Raw genomic sequence first — 17,889 nt, 5'->3', positions numbered from 1 at the left:
CTGGGTCATGCGCTGGCTGGTCGTCAAGGTTCAACTGGTCCAGATCGATGCGTTGCACCGTCGAGCCCATCGAGGTGGCGCTCTGTGTCAGCACACATTTCGCCTGGCAATCATCGAGCATGTAATGCTGGCGTTCGGCAGGCGCATTGACGTCCAGTGGCACGTAGGTCGCTGCGCATTTGCCGATCGCCAACTGGCTGATCAGCAGTTCCAGTGAGCGCGGCAGCAGAATCGCCACATGCTCGTCGGGCCGCACACCTTGCCCCAGCAGGTAGTGCGCCAAGTGGTTGGCGCGCTCGTTCAACTCACCATAAGTGAGTGAGCGACGGCCATGCACGGCCGCCACTGCATGCGGATGAAGCGCAGCGCGGCGTTCGAACAGACGGTGCACGGGCTGCTCGCGGGGGTAGTCACGCCGGGTATCGTTGAACGAGACCAACAGACGCTCGCGCTCTGCCTCCGGCACCACTGACGATTCGATCAGGGCTGCTGCCGATTGCTGCTCCAGGGCCCGCACCAGATGGACAAGGGCTTGTTGCACGTAGGCGCAAATCCGTTGCGGATCAATACCCGGCGCAGCCTGGGCTGTCAGGCTGAAACCATCGCCGAAGTCATCGATACTCAAGGTCAGCGGGTAGTTACTGCGCTCCTCTGCGTGCACGACCTCAATCCCTTGCCATGCCGCGTTGTTCGCCTGGTCATCGACCTCAGGCACAGCGCTGTGGCGGTAATTGAGCAGCGTATTGAACAGTGGCGCGCCAGCCGGCAAGGCACTGCAGCGCTGGGTCAGAGCCAACTGAGCGTGCTCGTGGGCGAGCATCCCGACCAGACGACCATGAAGGTCGAGCACGGCACTGCGCGCGCAGTGCCCGACCAGATCCATGCGCAATGGCAAGGTATTGATAAACACCCCCAAGGCGCGCTCGCCCCCTTCACCGCCGCGCAGGCGTCCAAGCAGCACGGTGCCAAATACCACGCTGTCACGCCCGGACAACTGGCCAAGCACCTGAGCCCAGGCGAGGTGCATCAAGGTGGCGGCACTGACACTCAACTGCCTTGCCTGATCGCGGATCTGCCGGCACAGGTCGCTGTCCAGTGTGAGTCGTGCATCGCCAGGAATCTGCTCTGCGGATGCCATGGCCAGGCCGTAAGGCAAGGTCGGCTCATCGATATCGCCCAACTGCTCGCGGAAGAACGCTTCATGGGCGTCCTCGCCAGGCCCGCGCACAACATGGGCAATGTAGTTTCGGTAAGGCACAGGCGCTGCAAGCTGAGCTTCGTCGTCCAGCAGTATCGCCTGCAACTCGTGGCTCAATATGTCGAGGGCGATGTGGTCCATGATCACATGGTGGTAGCGCAGCACCGCTGCGATCCTTTGGTTGGCCGGATCATGGGCATAAACCAGCTGCAACAGCGGCGCCTGCGTCAGGTCCATGCGCGGCGCATTGAACAGGTCTTGCAAGGCTGCCTCTTCAACCCGCAGAGGCGCCTGACGCCAGACCACTTGTACCGGTGCTTGCAAACCTTCCCAGAACAACCCGGTGCGCAGAATATCGTTGCGCTCGATCACTCGCTGCAAGGCATGGCAAAAAGCCTCGAGACGCGAGGCGTCGGCGAAGGCGAACTGCGGCTGCAACAGGTAAGGATCGCGGTCCCCGGCGGTCAGGTGGTGATAAAGAATACCGGTCTGCAACGGGCCCAGCGGGTAGATATCCTGCACATTAGCGGCACCGCCCGGCACCCGCGCCACGATACGCTCAATGGCGGGCTGATCCAGCGCTACCAGGGGCAGCAGTTCAGGGGTGATGCGCTGGCATTGCGCATCGATCAGGTTGGCTGGCACATCGATTTCAGTGTCGCCACCGACGGCCTCGGCCAGCGCCGCCAGCGTTGGCTGGACAAACAGAACGCGAATGTCCGCACGCATGTCCAGACGACGCATACGCGCAATCAGGGTCACGGCCAACAACGAGTGGCCGCCCAGTTCAAAGAAATTATCCTGACGACCGACCTGCTCCACATGCAGCAGCTCGGCCCACAGGCTTGCCAGGGCGATTTCGATCGGCCCTTGCGGCGCTTCATAAGCGCGGCTGGCGATGCTGTCGCGGTCCGGTGCCGGCAGGCTTTTGCGGTCCAGTTTGCCGTTCGCCGTCACCGGCAGGCTCGCTAGCCTTACGTAGGCGGCAGGCACCATGTATTCGGGCAGCAGGCCGGACAGCCAGGCACGCAACTGTTCGATATCCAGCCCGGCTTTATCTTCAGCCGAGGTGTAATAGCCAACCAGTCGTTTATCGCCAGGCACATCCTCGCGCGCCACAACCACAGCGTCGAGAACATCTGGATGATCGTTCAGGCGCGCTGCGATCTCACCCAGTTCGATACGGAAACCGCGAATCTTGACCTGTTCGTCATTACGGCCCATGTATTCCAGGCTGCCATCGGTCAGCCAGCGGCCCAGGTCACCGGTACGGTACATCCGCGCATTCGCTGCGTGGCTGAACGGGTTGTCGAGAAAGCGTTCAGCCGTCAGAGCTTCACGGTGCAGATAGCCCCGCGCCACACCGGCACCGCCGACATACAGCTCGCCAACCACGCCCATCGGCACCGGCTCGCCGTGGGCATCGAGGACATACAGCTGCAAATCGGGAATGCGTCTGCCGATCGGGCTGGCGCCGAGGCGCTGGGCGTCTTCGGGCTGCAACGGGTAATAGGTCACATGCACCGTGGTTTCGGTGATGCCGTACATGTTCACCAGTTGTGTGCCGGTATTCACCTTGCGGGCATACCACGGCTTGAGTATCACGGTGTCCAGCGCTTCACCGCCGAAGATCACCTTGCGCAACGAATGCGCCTGGCCGTTCTCGCCCTGTGCAGCAATCAGCTGACGGAACGCACTCGGCGTCTGGTTGAGCACCGTCACCCCGGTGCTGCACAGTAATGCGTAGAAGTCTTCGGGCGAGCGGCTGACCAGCTGCGGCACGATCACCAAATGCCCGCCATGCAGCAACGCGCCCCAGATTTCCCAGACCGAAAAGTCGAAGGCGAACGAATGGAACAGCGCCCAGACATCCTGCTGGTTGAAACCGAACCATTCTTCGGTGGCCGAGAACAGCCGCGCGACGTTGCGATGTTCGATCATCACGCCTTTGGGCTTACCGGTGGACCCGGAGGTGTAGATCACATAAGCCAGGTTGCCGGGCGTTACCGGCACCTGCGGATTACAGACGGATTCGTCCTGCAAGTCGTCGTCGAGACAGATCACCGGCACTTCCGAGACCGGCAAGGCGCCCTGCACTGACCGCTGACTCAACAACGCCACCGGTGCGCTGTCGTCGAGGGTATAAGCCAGACGTTCAAGAGGATAAGCCGGGTCCAGCGGCACGTAGGCGGCACCGGCTTTGAGAATCCCCAGCAGGCCGGCAATCATCTGCAGGCCGCGAGGCGTGCAGATGGCGACTCGGTCGTCCGCACCGATGCCCATGCCAATCAGGCGATGCGCGATCCTGTTGGCCTGGGCGTTAAGTGTCGCGTAGCTCCACGACTCCTCTTCATAGCTGACGGCAATCGCATCCGGCGTGCGCTGCGCTTGCGCTTCAAACTGACTGTGCAGCGTCTGCTCTTGCGGATACACCGCATCGGGTGCATTGAAGCCGTCGGTCAACTGCCGACGCTCGGCCTCCGACAACAGCGGAATGTGGCTCACCACCGTCTGGCTGTCAGCCACCATGGCCCGCAGTATCGCCTCCAGATAACCCAGGTGGCGTTCGATGGTGCCGTGGTCAAACAGCGCTGTGGCATATTCCACGATGCAGCGGAAATGATCAGGGCCATCGCTGACGCTCAACGCCAGGTCGAATTTTGCGAATGCGGCCTGTTCATCCAGCGGCTCGAGCTGCATATCGCCCAGTTGCAATCCCAGCCCCTGGCTGCCGTCCCAGGTCAGCGATGCCTGAAATAACGGGCTGTGCGCGAGGCTGCGCGGCGGCCGCAGGCGCTCAACCACTTGTTCGAAAGGCAGGTCCTGATGGTCCTGCGCTTCCACCACACGGGCCTTGATGCGCTCCAGCAGCGTCACCACATCTGGCTCGCCCGACGTATCGACACGCACGGCCAGGGTATTGACGAACAGACCGATCAAGCCTTCGATTTCAGCACGACGGCGGTTGGCAACCGGCATGCCGACGACCACCTCTTCCTGTCCGGACAGCCGCGCCAGCAATACGGCCCATGCGCCCATGAACAGCATGAACGGTGTCACCGACTGCGCCTGGCAGAAGGCTCTGAGGTCGGTGCTCAGACGCGGATCGAGATCCAGCGCGACGCTGGCCCCGGTGTAGTCCTGATGCGCAGGACGTGGACGGTCGGTGGGCAGGGTCAGCAATACCGGCGCATCCGTCAGGGTCTGCTTCCAGTAATCGGCCTGATGACTCAATCGCTCGTCGTCCAGCCAGTTGCGTTGCCACACGGCGTAATCGCCATATTGCAGTGCCAGCGCGGGCAAGGGGTCCTCCTGCCCTTGACTGAACGCCTGGTAGAGCGCGGTCAGTTCGCGGGTCAGCACGCCCAGCGACCAGCCGTCGGCAACGATGTGATGCACGGTCAGCAGCAAGACGTGACGGTCTTCAGCCAGACACAGCAAACGGCCACGGATCGGCAAGTCGTGCTGCAAGTCGAAGGGCTGCGCGGCCTCTTCCCTGATCACGGCCTGCAGCGCTTGCGGGTCTTGATCGCGTAAATCCTGCCAGTAGATGCGCGGCACTTCAGTCACAGACGCGGCCTCTACCCAGGCATTGTCGTCTTCCTGACTGAAGCGGCTGCGCAGGCTGTCGTGGCGGGCCACGATACGTTCCAGTGCACGCGTCAAGGCACGGCTGTCCAGTGGACCGGTCAGTTTCAGGCCCAGCGAGATGTTATAGGCGCTGTTGGCATCTTCCATTTGCGCCATGAACCAGATGCGCTGCTGAGCGGAAGACAAGGGTACCGGGCCGTTGCGTGGCTGCACGTCGATGACCGGCAATTGACTGCGCGCGGCAGCGCTCAGGCAGTGTGCGACCGCGATCAGCGAACTGTCGGCAAACAGGTCGCCAAGGGCCAGTTCCAGTGACAGGCGCTGACGGACCTGAGAAACCATACGCATGGCCAGCAACGAATGACCGCCCAGCTCAAAGAAACGATCATGACGCCCTACGCGCTCGACCTGCAGCAACTCGCTCCAGATCAGGGCCAGTGCGGTCTCAAGCTCGCCTTGCGGGGCCTGGTATTCGCCGGTCGACAACGCGGTGCGATCGGGTACCGGCAAGGCACGGCGGTCGACCTTGCCGTTGGCCGTCAATGGCCAGCTATCCAGGCGCACCAATGCGCCGGGCACCATATAACCCGGCAGGCGCGCCAGCAGTGCGGTACGCAATTGCTCCACGGTGCTGGAGGCAGCGCCGGCACGCTCAGTGAAATAGCCCACCAGCCGCGCTTGCCCCGGTTCATCTTCGCGAGCCAGTACCAGTGCCTCCTCGATACCCGGCAACTGGCTGAACTGGTTTTCGATTTCTCCCAGCTCGATGCGCACCCCGCGAATTTTCACCTGATCGTCATTACGACCCAGGTATTCCAGGGTGCCATCGGCATTCCAGCGCGCTAGATCGCCGGTGCGGTACATGCGCGCCTGTGGTTGCCCGGCGAACGGATCATGCACAAAGCGTTCGGCAGTCAGTTGCGGCTGATTCAGGTAACCACGCGCCACACTGTCGCCACCGATATACAGCTCGCCCGGCACACCGAGCGGGACCAGCTGTTGCCGCTCATCAAGCAGGTAAATCGAGGTGTTGGCGACCGGTCTGCCGATGTCCAGGCTGCCGTCGGGTAATAAACGACCGGAGGTGGCGACCACCGTGGTTTCGGTGGGGCCATAATTGTTGATCACCGCAAAGCCCGGATCGCGATGGAACTGGCGTAGCCGGTCACCGCCGATCAGCAGCGTGCGCAGGGTTGGATGACGCAGGTTGCGACTGAAGGCGTATTCGGCCACCGGTGTGGGCAGAAAAGCGACCTGCAATGGCTGGGCGATCCACCAGTCAAGCAGCGCATCGAGCTGCTCATTGCCGATTTCGGCTGGTGGCAGGTGCAGCGTCGCCCCGGCGCACAAGGCCGGCCAGACTTCCCAGGCCATGGCGTCGAAACCGAAGCCCGCCACACTGGCGGTATGACTACCCGCGTGCAGATCGAACGCCTCACGGTGCCAGTCGATCAGATTGTTCAGTGTGCGGTGTTCGACCATCACGCCCTTGGGCTGGCCGGTCGAACCCGAGGTGTAGATCACGTAGGCGAGATGGGTCGCATCGAGCGTGTCGATGTGAGGATTGTCTTGCTGCTCCGGCCAGTTCGCCAGGTCCAGTTCGATCAGCGGGGTGTTCAATCCCGCCAGGCCCAACCCTTGCAGGCGTTCGACAAACGCCGGTTGAGCCAACACCGCAACCGGCGCGCTGTCGCCGAGCAGATAGGCAATGCGTTCGTCGGGGTGCGCCGGATCGACCGGCACATAGCCCGCACCGGCCTTGAGCACTGCCAGCAAGCCGACCAGCGTCTCCAGGCTACGTCGTGCCACCACCGCCACGCGGTCATCGGGTTGTACGTCAAGACTGAGCAAATGATCGGCGAGCGCATTGGCGCGTGCGTTCAGCTCGCGGTAGCTCAGGTGTTGTGCACCTACCTGTGCGGCAATGGCGTCAGGCTGCTGCTCTGCCAGCAGCTCAATGCGCTGATGAATTGTCAGCCTGCGTTCGTAGTCAGCACGTCGGTCATTGAAGTCCAACAACAACTGCGCACGCTCGCTGGCGGGCACGATATCAAGCTGCTCGACCGGCATCTGCGGCGTCTGCTCCAGCGCATCGACCACGCTTTCCATGGTCCATTGCATATAGGCGCAAATGCTTTGCGGGTCGATGCCTGCGGTGGCTTGTGCCGTCAAACCAAAGGCTTCACCCAGATCATCGACGCTCAGCACCAGCGGATAATTGCTGCGCTCCTGAGCCTGCAGCACTTCAATGCCTTGCCATGTTTCACCGGACGCCTGCGCCGGCGCACTGTGGCGGTAGTTGAGCAATGCGTTGAACAACGGCGTCGGCGCCTTTACCCCACTGCAGCGCTGCGCCAGTGCCAGCGGTGCGTGTTCGTGGCGCATCAGTGCGGTCAGGCGCTGGTGGGTGGCGCGCACTGCGGCTTGCACGCCCTGCTCGTCCAGATCGAGGCGCAGCGGCAATGTGTTGATGAAGATGCCCAGCGCCCGCTCTGTGGCTTCGGCCCCCAGCAGGCGCCCCATCAGCACGGTGCCGAACACAACCCGCGACTGTCCGGCGAGGCCCGCCAGCACACGTGCCCAGCCTAAATGGAACAGGCTGGCGACACTGATGCCCAGCGATCGCGACTGAGCGCGCAGGCGCTGACACAATTGCTGATCGAGGGTGATGCTGTGCTCTTCGATCGCATCACCCTCACCGCTCAGATCCTGCAGGCCGTAGGCCAGTGTCGGTTCGTCGAGATCACCCAGCATCTCGCGGAAAAACGCTTCATGCTGAGCCTCGCTGACGCCCAGCAGCGCTTGCCCGACATAGTTGCGAAACGGTACCGGTACGCCCAGCATTTCGGCTTGCCCCGACAGACACGCCTGTATTTCATGGCGCACCACCTCAAGGGCACTGTGGTCCATGGCAATGTGGTGGAACAGCAGCGTAGCCTCGACCCGCTGGCCTGCTACGGGTGCATGGCAGACCAGACGCATCAGCGGTGCCTGGCCCAGGTCCATCGTCAGGTCTGCCGCGAGCGGCGAGCTGTCGACTTTCAGTTCAGCGTGGCGCCAGACCACCTGCACCGGGGTTTCCAGCCCCTTCCAGTGTATTGAGGTGCGCAGAATGTCATGCCGGGTGATGACGCTTTGCAGCGCCTCGGCGAACGCGTCCAGACGCGCCTGATCAGAAAAGGCGAATTGCACCTGCATGACATAGGGATCGCCTTGGGTGGCGGTGACATGATGGTAAAGAATGCCTTGCTGCAGCGGCGCCAGCGGGTAGATGTCCTGGACGTTCGCGGCACCTCCCGGTATCGCGTCCATCAACAGGTCGATAGCCGCCTGATCAAGCTTCACCAGCGTCAGCATTTCGGGGGTGATTCGCTCGCAACCCTGCTCGATGCCATTGGCTGGCAATGCCGGTGCGCCGCGCTTGCCGTTCTGATAATCGCCCTGTTCGATGAGCTCGATCAGCGCCGGTTTATGCTCACGCAGATGCTCCAGTAGCCCGTTCTCGGTCAAGGCACGGCGATTGCCCTGCACCACTAATTGACCGTCCTTGACCGTCAGGTGGATTTCGTGAGCTTTGAGTGTCGCCAAGAGTTCGTTGATGCTCACAGGGTAATCTCCATGTTCTCTGTGATGGCTGCGTAGCCCGCCAGCGTAGGTTGTTCGAAAAGCGCCCGGACATCGGCCTCGATGCCTTCCTGGCGCAGGCGCGCAGTCAGGCTCACCGCCAGCAGCGAATGACCGCCCAGTTCGAAAAAGTTGTCGTGACGGCCGACCTGCCCGACCCCGAGCAGTTCGCTCCAGAGCCTGGCCAGCAAGGCTTCGGTTTCGCCTTGCGGTGCTTCATAAGGGCGGGTCAGGAGCGCATCCTGCCCGGGCGCAGGCAGCGCCTTGCGGTCCAGCTTGCCGTTGGGGCTCAGGGGCATTTCATCCAGATGCACGAACAGTGCGGGCACCATGTAATCCGGCAACTGCGCACGCAGCACCTCACGCAATGTCTCGACCGACAGCTGTGTGCCGGTGTAATAGGCCACCAGCCGCTGCCCGCCTGGTTGCTCGTCGCGCACCAGCACGACCGCCTGTTCGATACCCGGATGGCTGATCAGGCAGGCCTGAATGTCGCCCGGTTCGATACGCAACCCGTGGATCTTCACCTGATCGTCATTGCGGCCAAGGAACTCGAGGTTGCCGTCTGCCCGCTGGCGTACCAGATCGCCACTGCGGTACAGGCGGTCGCCTGCTACGAAAGGGCTGTCGATAAAACGTTCGGCATCGGTCTTTGGCAGGTTCAGGTAGCCACGCGTCACCCCGGCACCGCCGATATGCAGCTGGCCGATAACCCCCTGCGGTACGGGCTGGTCATGGGCATCGAGCACATAAAGCCGCGTGTTGCTGATCGGACGCCCGATAGGCAAGGCAGTGTCCGGTACGGCTTCGTCGGCTTGCAGTGTCCACACGCTGCAATCGACGGTGGTTTCGGTCGGGCCGTACACGTTGTGCAGGCGTACCTCTGGCAAACGTTTGCGTAGCTGCGCGGCCATCTCCACGGTCAGCTCGCCGCCCCCGCAGACAATGTCGGTCAGGCTGCTGCACGCGCTGCTCTGCGGCAGATCGAGGAACTGCTGCAACAGTGCAGGAACGAACTGCACCACGCTGACCTGGCGCTCCTGAATCACTTGCGCCAGGTAGGCAGGATCGCGCTGGCCGTCAGGACGCGCCAGCACCAGCGCAATACCGCTGCTCAGGGGCCAGAAAATCTCCCAGACCGAGGCGTCGAAGCTGATCGGGGTCTTTTGCAGCATGACAGTGCCCGAGGTCGGTGGGCACAACCTCGAGCTCCATTGCACCAGGTTGCTGACGTTACGGTGCTCGACCATCACCCCTTTCGGCGTACCGGTGGAGCCCGAGGTATAAATCACATAAGCCAGATGCTCCGCCGTCAGGCCGGGAACGCGCGGATTCTGATCACGCTGAGCGTCCCAGGTCACGCTGTCCAGATCGATCCGCAGGGCGTGCTCGTCGTCGAGCAGATCGCGGGTGCCGGCCTGTACCAGCAAGGCGACCGGCGTGCTGTCCTTGACCATGTACTGCAAACGCTCGCGCGGGTAGCTCGGATCCAGGGGTACGTATGCACCACCGGCCTTGAGGATCGCCAGCAGACCGATCACCATCGACAGGCCGCGCTCGACACAGATCGCAACCCGTTGATCAGGCCGCACGCCCAGATCGATCAGGTGATGCGCCAGGCAGTTGGCCTGTTCGTTGAGCTGGCGATAGCTCAATTGTGCACGCCCCGCGCGCAGGGCTATCGCCTGCGGCGTACGCACCGCCTGTGCTTCGAACAGCCCGTGCAGGGTTTGCTGAAGATCGTGATGGATCGCCGTGGCGTTGAATTCGACCAGCGAGCGCTGCCGCTCTTCAGCGCCGAGTACCGACAGATGCTGCACCGGCAGATCCGGCTGGCCTTCAAGGGCATCCAACATGGCTGTCAGCGTCTGCTGCACATAAGCACAGATACGTTGCGCCCCTACCCGGGGTGGCACGGTAACGCTCAGGCGCAGGCTGTCGCCCAGATCGTCGACGTTGAGGCTCAACGGGTAGTTGGTGTGCTTCTCGCTGGTCAGAATCTCCAGCCCTTGCCATGCATCGAGCTGCGCATCCTGGCGCGCCTGGCCTGCGGCGTGTCGATAGTTGAGAATTGCACTGAACAACGGCAATGGCGCTGCCACCCCGCTCCAGCGCTGTGCCTGAGCCAGGGATGCGTGCTCATGGCCAAGCAGTGCCGCCAGTCGTGCATGCGTGGCGCGTGCGCCGTCGCGCACGCTGAGGTTGCCCAGATCGATCCGCAACGGCAGCGTATTGATGAACATGCCCATACCACGGTCGGCACCCGCACCGCCCTGCAAACGACCTAGCAGCACAGTGCCGAATACCACGCGGTCATTGCCGGTGGCCGCGCCCAGAACCCGCGCCCACGCCAGATGCAACAGGCTGGCGACGCTGACACCCAGTTGCCGCGCCTGACTGCGCAGGCGCTGTAGCAACGCATCGGGCAGCACCTGCTGGGCTTCCTCGATGCAGCTGCCGTCACCCTGCACATCGCGCAGATCGAATGGCAACGTCGGCTCGTCGATATCGCCCAGTTGCTCGCGGAAATACGCCTCATGTTCCGCTTCGCTGACACCCAGACGTGCCTGGGCCACATAGTTGCGATACGGCACGGCGGGCTGAGTCGGGCCCGGCTCGCCGCGCAGATGGGCGAGCATTTCCTCACGCATGACTTCGAGCGCCGTGGCGTCCACCACAATGTGATGGAAACGCAGCGTTGCCGACAGGCCTGGGCCTTCCGCGTCCGGGCAGTAGGCCAGCCTGATCAGCGGCGCACAGCTCAAGTCCATGCGCGCCGCGCCCGCCGGGGTGTCGATTTGCGCCAGTGTCACCCGCTCGACAAGCAGATCCGCCTGGCGCCAGACCACCTGTTGCGGCGTTTCCAGGCCTTCCCAGACGATCGCCGTGCGCAGACTGTCGTGCCGCGCGATGACCTTGCGCAAGGCAGCGGCCACCGCCTCCAGACGCTCCGGGCTGTCGACGTTCATGCGCAATTGCAGCAAGTACGGGTCGCCCTGCTCGGCAGTCAGGTGGTGATAGAGAATGCCTTCCTGCAGGGGCGCCAGCGGGTAGATTTCCTGCACATTGGCCGCTCCGCCAGGCACCGTGGCGACAATGCGCTCGATGGTCGTCTGGTCGAGCTGTGAAAGGCTCAGCAGGTCCGGCGTGATGTGTGTACAACCGGCCGGAACGCGATTGAGCGGCGTCGGGATTTCACGCCCTTTGCCCACCGATGCAGCCAGCGCGGCGACGGTCGGCTGGCCGAGCAGGACGCGTACATCGACGCTGAGCCCGGCATTGCGCAGACGCTCGACCAGACTGACCGCCAGCAGCGAGTGGCCGCCCAGCTCAAAGAAGTTGTCATGGCGACCGACTTTTTCCAGGCCAAGCACGTGTGCCCAGAGATCAGCCATGAGGGTTTCAGTTGCACCCACGGGTGCCGCGTAGGCCTGACTGGTCAGCGCTTCCAGCTCCGGGTCCGGCAAGGCACGACGGTCAAGCTTGCCATGGCTGGTCAGCGGCAACGCGTCCAGGCGTGTGAAGGCCAGCGGCACCATGTGCGCGGGAAGACGTGCACGCAACGCTTCGCGCAGCACTTCGGGTTCGACAGGAGCATTTTCGGTGAACCAGGCCAGCAAACGTTCACCGCGCACCAGCACCACAGCGTCCTGCACCTCAGCCTGACTGGCCAGAACCGACTCGATTTCGCCCAGCTCGATGCGCATGCCGCGAATTTTTACTTGGTCGTCGTTGCGTCCCAGGTAGTCGAGGCTGCCATCGGCATTCCAGCGCACCAGATCGCCGCTGCGATACAGGCGCGCCTGAGTTGCGGCACTGAACGGGTCGGCGATAAAACGCTCTTCGGTCATTTGCGGACGATTCAGATAGCCACGCGCAACCCCCGCGCCACCGATGTACAACTCGCCTATGACACCCACCGGCACCGGCTGCAACTGCTCGTCCAGTACATACACGCGAGTGTTGGCGATCGGGCCGCCGATATGCAACGGCCCGCCCGGCTGCATGGCACCAGAGGTCGCCACCACGGTGGTTTCAGTCGGGCCGTAGTTGTTGATAACGGCGAAGCCAGGGTCGCTGTCGAACTGGCGCAAGCGGTCGCCACCGATCAGCAGCGTGCGCAGCGTCGGGTGCTGGCGCGAGCGTCTGAAGGCCTGCTCGGCCACCGGGGTCGGCAGGAAACCGACCTGAAGTGGCTGCTCCAGCCACCAGTCGAGCAACTCATCGACGTGCTCGTTGCCGACCTCGGCCGGTGGCAGATGCACTACCGCACCGGAACACAGCGCTGGCCACACTTCCCAGGCCATGGCGTCGAAGCCGAAACCGGCCACGCTCGCCGTATGACTGCCAGCCTGCAGAGCGAATGCCTGACAGTGCCAGTGCACCAGATTGACCAGCGTGCAGTGCTCGACCATGACGCCCTTGGGCTGGCCGGTGGAGCCGGAGGTGTAGATGACGTACGCCAGTTTTTGCTCATCAAGGGCCGCAACACAGGGGTTATTGCCGGAAGAACCCAGCCAGTCCGCCTGCTCGATGTTCACCCGTGCAGTATCGCCGGCCAGCTCGTGGGTCGAGTTTTCAGTCAGAACCACGCGGGGCGCGCTGTCCTGCAGCAGGTAGGCAACACGCTCGGCCGGATAGACCGGGTCGACCGGCACGTAGGCCGCACCGGCCTTGAGCACCGCCAACATGGCAACCAGGCGTTCGGGACCACGGTGCAGGCACAGGGCGATGCGCTCATCGGTTTTGACGCCAAGGTCAATCAGATAGTGGGCCAGGCGATTGGCACGCTGGTTGAGCTGAGCGTAGGTCAGGACATGACCGCCCTGAATCACCGCAGGGCTGTCTGGCTGGCTGGCAGCCTGCTCTTCGATCAACGCATTGACGGTGCAGTCCTGCGGGAACGGCTGCTCGCTGCCGTTGAAATCGAGCAACAAATGGTTGCGCTCTGCCGCGTCGAGAATCGCTACGCTCTCCAGCCGCAGCGGCAGCGCCTGTTCCAGAGTGTCCAACAGATGCTCCAGCGTGTTGAGCACCCAGCCAGTAATACGCTCGGCACCCATACCCTGCTGTGCCAGCATATGCAGGTCGAAACCTTCGCCCAGATCGTCCACGCAGAGCGTCAGCGGGTAATTGCTGCGTACATCGCCACCGAGCACCCGCACGCCTTGCCAGAGCCCTTCGCCGTCCTGCGGTTTTACCTCAGCGCTGTGGCGATAATTGAGCAGCGCACTGAACAGCGGGGAACCCGATGCCACCGCGCTGCAGCCCTGAGCGAGTACCAGTGAAGCCTGCTCGTGAGCGATCAGCGCAGACAGCTTCGCGTGCACCGCCTTGACGGCTGAACGAGTGTCCTGCGCCGTATCCACGCGCAGTGGCAGGGTATTGATAAAGACACCGAGCGCCCGGTCAGCGCCCTCACCGCCCATGCGTCCCAGCAACACAGTGCCGAACACCACGTCGCGACGATTGGCGAGCACGCCCAGAACCCGCGCCCATACGACGTGCATCAGGCTTGCAGCGCTCACCCCGAGCTGGCGTGCCTGCTCGCGCAGCCGCAGCGCCAGTTCAGGGTCGAGGGCCCGTCGCTCCTCCTCGATGCCACTGCCGTCGGCGTGTACATCCTGTATGCCAAAAGGCAGGGTTGGCTCATCGACGTCACCGAGCATTTCAGTGAAAAACGCTGTGTGGCTTGCCTCATCATTGGCCAGGCGTACTTGCGCGACGTAGTTGCGATACGGCACCGGCGTTTTCAAGTCATAGCGGTGGCCGAACAGCAACGCTTGCATCTCGCGGCTGACGATCTCCATCGCTGTGTTATCCAGCACCAGGTGGTGGAAGAGCAGAATGGCGACGGTTTCGCCGCTCGACGATTGCTGGGCATGCACCAGACGCATCAAGGGTGCCTGGGTCAGATCCAGTCGATGATGCCGGGCGTCGAACTGGCGTTGCAGACGATCGATGACAGGCGTTTCGGGGTCATCGGCCTCGAACTCGATGGCTTGTACCGTCAGCTCGGCGTTACGCCAGACCACCTGTTGCGGGCTTTCCAGACCTTGCCACACCACCGAGGTGCGCAGGATATCGTGGCGGTCGATGACTTCCTGCAAGGCCGCAGCCCAGCTGTACAGACGCTCCGGCGTGTCGAACGCCAGACGCCATTGCAGCAGATAGGGATCGCCCTGCTCTGCGGTCAGGTGGTGATAGAGAATGCCTTCCTGCAACGGTGCCAGCGGGTAGATCTCCTGCACATTGGCGGCACCGCCCGGTACGCTGGCGACAATGCGATCAATGGCTGGCTGTTCGAGCGCCACCAGACTCAACATGCCCGGAGTGATCTGCTTGCAGCCTGCCGGAATAAGGTTTGCCGGCACCTTGAAGGTGCTGACGTCCGTCTGACATGCCGCCAGAGCGGCCAGTGTCGGCTGGCTGAGCAGCACATGCACATCCGCCTTGAGTCCGGCCTTGCGCAGTTGCTCCACCAGACTGACGGCGAGCAAGGAATGGCCGCCCAGTTCGAAAAAGTTGTCGTGCCGCCCTACGCGCTCGATGCCCAGCACCTGTGCCCAGATGGCCGCCATGGCGATTTCCACTTCGCCCTGTGGTGCTTCATAAGCGTTGCCGAGCAGATACGCCGGGTCGGGATCGGGCAGCGCACGACGGTCAAGTTTGCCGTTGGCCGTCAATGGCAGCGACGCCAGCCGGGTAAAGGCGCGCGGCACCATGTAGCCCGGCAGGCGTGCGCGCATTGCCGCTGCCAGCGTGTCGGTGTCGACCGTGACGGTTTCTGTGAACCAGGCCAGCAGATGGAGATCGCGAACCAGCACAACCGCATCTTTGACACCCTCCAGACTGGCCAGCACCGATTCGATTTCGCCCAGCTCGATGCGCATGCCACGAATCTTCACCTGGTCGTCGTTACGGCCCAGGTAATCCAGAGTCCCGTCGTCGTTCCAGCGCACCAGATCGCCGCTGCGGTACATACGCGCCTGTGCAACATCGCTGAACGGGTCGGCAACAAAGCGCTGGTCGGTGAGTTGCGGCTGGTTCAGATAGCCCCGCGCAACACCCTCACCGCCAATGTAAAGCTCACCGGGTACACCGACGGGCATCGCTTGCAAGTGCTTGTCGAGGACGTAGACACGGGTGTTGGCGATGGGGCCGCCAATGTGCAGCGAGCCGGTGGCCAGCACCTGACCGGAGGTGGCAACAACCGTGGTTTCGGTCGGACCATAGTTGTTGACCACGGCATAACGGCGGTTGTGAGTGAACTGCCGCAGGCGATCGCCGCCGATCAGCAGCGTACGCAAAGTCGGATGATCCTGATTCTGGCTGAAGGCGTACTCGGCCACCGGGGTGGGAAGAAAGCTCACGTCCAGCGGTTGCGCGCGCCACCAGTCGAGCATGGCTTCAATGTCCTCACCACCGTCCTGGACCGGCGCCACATGCAGGGTTGCACCAGCGCAAAGGGTCGGCCAGACCTCCCAGGCCATCGCATCGAAACCGAAACCGGCCAGGCAGGAGGTATGACTGCCCGCCTTCACATCGAAAGCCTGGCAGTGCCAGTCAACCAGGTTGGCCAGGGTTCGATGCTCCACCATCACGCCTTTGGGCTGGCCAGTGGAACCGGAGGTATAAATGACGTAGACCAGATTGTCGCTGCCCAGCCCCGCTACCTGAGGATTGTTCTCGGCGCCCTGGCCGTCGATGCAGTGGTCCAGTTCGATCAGCGGCACTGCCAGCGGCGGCAAACGCTCGATCAGCGAAGACAGGGTGAGTACCACCACCGGCGCGCTGTCAGTGAGCAGATAGTGCAGGCGTTCGCGCGGGTGCGACGGATCGATGGGCACATAAGCCGCCCCCGCCTTGAGAACGGCCAGCAGCCCTACCAGGGTTTCCAGGCCACGGCGCGAAACGATTACCACGCGATCGTCAGGGCGTACGCCCTGATAGATCAGACGCTGAGCCAGGGCATTGGCCTGACGGTTAAGTTGCGCGTAGGTCAGGTGTTGCCCCTGGAATATCGCCGCCACGGCATAGGGGCGAGTACGGGCCTGCTGTTCGATGCGTCGATGAATCAGTTGCTCGTCGCCCGCAACGCTTTCAGTCTGGTTCCAGGCCTGTAGTTGCAATTGCTCGGCAGGTTCTGAGAGGTGGAAGTTCTGAATCTTCAGTGACGGGTTTTCCAGCCCCTGCTCCAGAATGTGCAGCAAACGCCCGGCAATCGCCGAGGCCTCGTCATCATCGATCCAGGCACGGTGGTGAACCAGGTGCAGCGAGGCTTCGTCGTTGCAGCTGTTGCTGCGCAAGTGGACGGCCAGCGGCGTCGCCTCGTAGCCATTGGACACTTTTACAGTCTGCGCCTGCGCATCGGTGTAGCAGTAACCATGGTCTTCCAGCTCGTAGGACATCGATACTTCGAACAGTTGCGCCCTTCCCTCACGTGACAATTCGAGGCTGCGATTGAGCTCGCTCAAGGGGAAGCGCTGATGCCGGAAATCACGTTTCAGTGCGCTGCGCACCTCGACCACCAAGGCACCGAAGTCCAGCCCTTCGTCGAAGGCCATGCGCACGGCACTGACCTGAGCGAAGTGACCCAGCGTCGCCTTGAAGCGCGCACCACTGCGATTGAGCAGCGGCAGCCCGACAATCCACTCGTCGCGTTGCGCCGTGCGCGTGAAATAGACATGCAGAACCGCCAGCAGTACATGAAACGCAGACGCGTTGTGGCGCTCGGCAAATTGTTTCATGCGCGCATGCAAGTTACCGGGAAGCGGCTGCACACAGGCGTGCGACGGCGCCGGGTCATTCGCCCGGCGGTTGTGATAGCGCGACACCAGCAACGGCTCCGGCAAATCACGGTATTTTTCCAGCCAATAAGCCCTGTCCAGCGAATAGCGTTGCGACGCCTGATAACGCGCATCGTCTGCAATGAAGTCGCTGTACCCCGGTGCAACCAGTTCGAGGTCTTTGCCTGCCATCAACGCGCTGTAAAGCTCGCCCAGAGACTTGAACAACAGTCCGAAACCCCAGCCATCGAGAATCAGGTGGTGGGCCTGGCCTGCCAGCCAGTGCTGATCATCAGCCAGACGGATGAGACAGAAGTCGAGCAATGGGCTGCCATCGAGCCCGTACGGGCGGCGCATGTTGTCATTGATCAGTGCTCGCGCTGCCTGTTCCGGTTCGGGGTGACCGCTGACGTCGTGCAACGGCAAGGACACCGGCAGGCGAGCCGCATATGACTGCAGCGGCATGCCATCCTCTGCGGCACCCGGCATCAGCACGGTGCGCAGCACCTCATGTGCGCAAACCAGTTGCTCCAGCGCCTTGTGCAGGGTCGCCGGGTCAACCGCTCCGGACAGTTGCAGATAGCCGCCGATGTTATAAAGCGGAGAGTCACCGCGGCTGATCTGATCAAGCCAGACGTCGCGCTGAGCAGCGGTCAATGGGAATGTTGCGGCGCTGGAGGCGAGCAT

Annotated in this window: 2 protein-coding genes (1 of these 2 cut by a window edge); both read right to left on the bottom strand. The window is 62.7% G+C overall.

From position 1 onward, the window contains the following. Positions 1–8,395, bottom strand: the beginning of a protein-coding gene (locus GE543_RS00940) for an amino acid adenylation domain-containing protein (RefSeq protein WP_371927062.1). It extends 9,386 nt beyond the left edge of the window; only the first 8,395 of its 17,781 coding nucleotides appear in the window; its start codon is at positions 8,393–8,395; the stop codon falls past the left edge of the window. After that, on the bottom strand, positions 8,392–17,889 hold the full coding sequence (locus GE543_RS00935; protein WP_153220223.1) for a non-ribosomal peptide synthetase: 9,498 nt from the start codon (positions 17,887–17,889) through the stop codon (positions 8,392–8,394). Before GE543_RS00935 ends, GE543_RS00940 begins: the two co-directional genes overlap by 4 nt.

The sequence above is a fragment of the Pseudomonas sp. SZ57 genome (assembly GCF_009495975.1).
Taxonomy (GTDB): domain Bacteria; phylum Pseudomonadota; class Gammaproteobacteria; order Pseudomonadales; family Pseudomonadaceae; genus Aquipseudomonas; species Aquipseudomonas syringae.
This window is presented reverse-complemented; position numbering and strand designations above follow the sequence as displayed.

Excerpts from the sequence above, each read along its gene's own strand:
- GE543_RS00935 (WP_153220223.1), bottom strand. The coding sequence starts at position 17,889 with ATGCTCGCCTCCAGCGCCGCAACATTCCCATTGACCGCTGCTCAGCGC.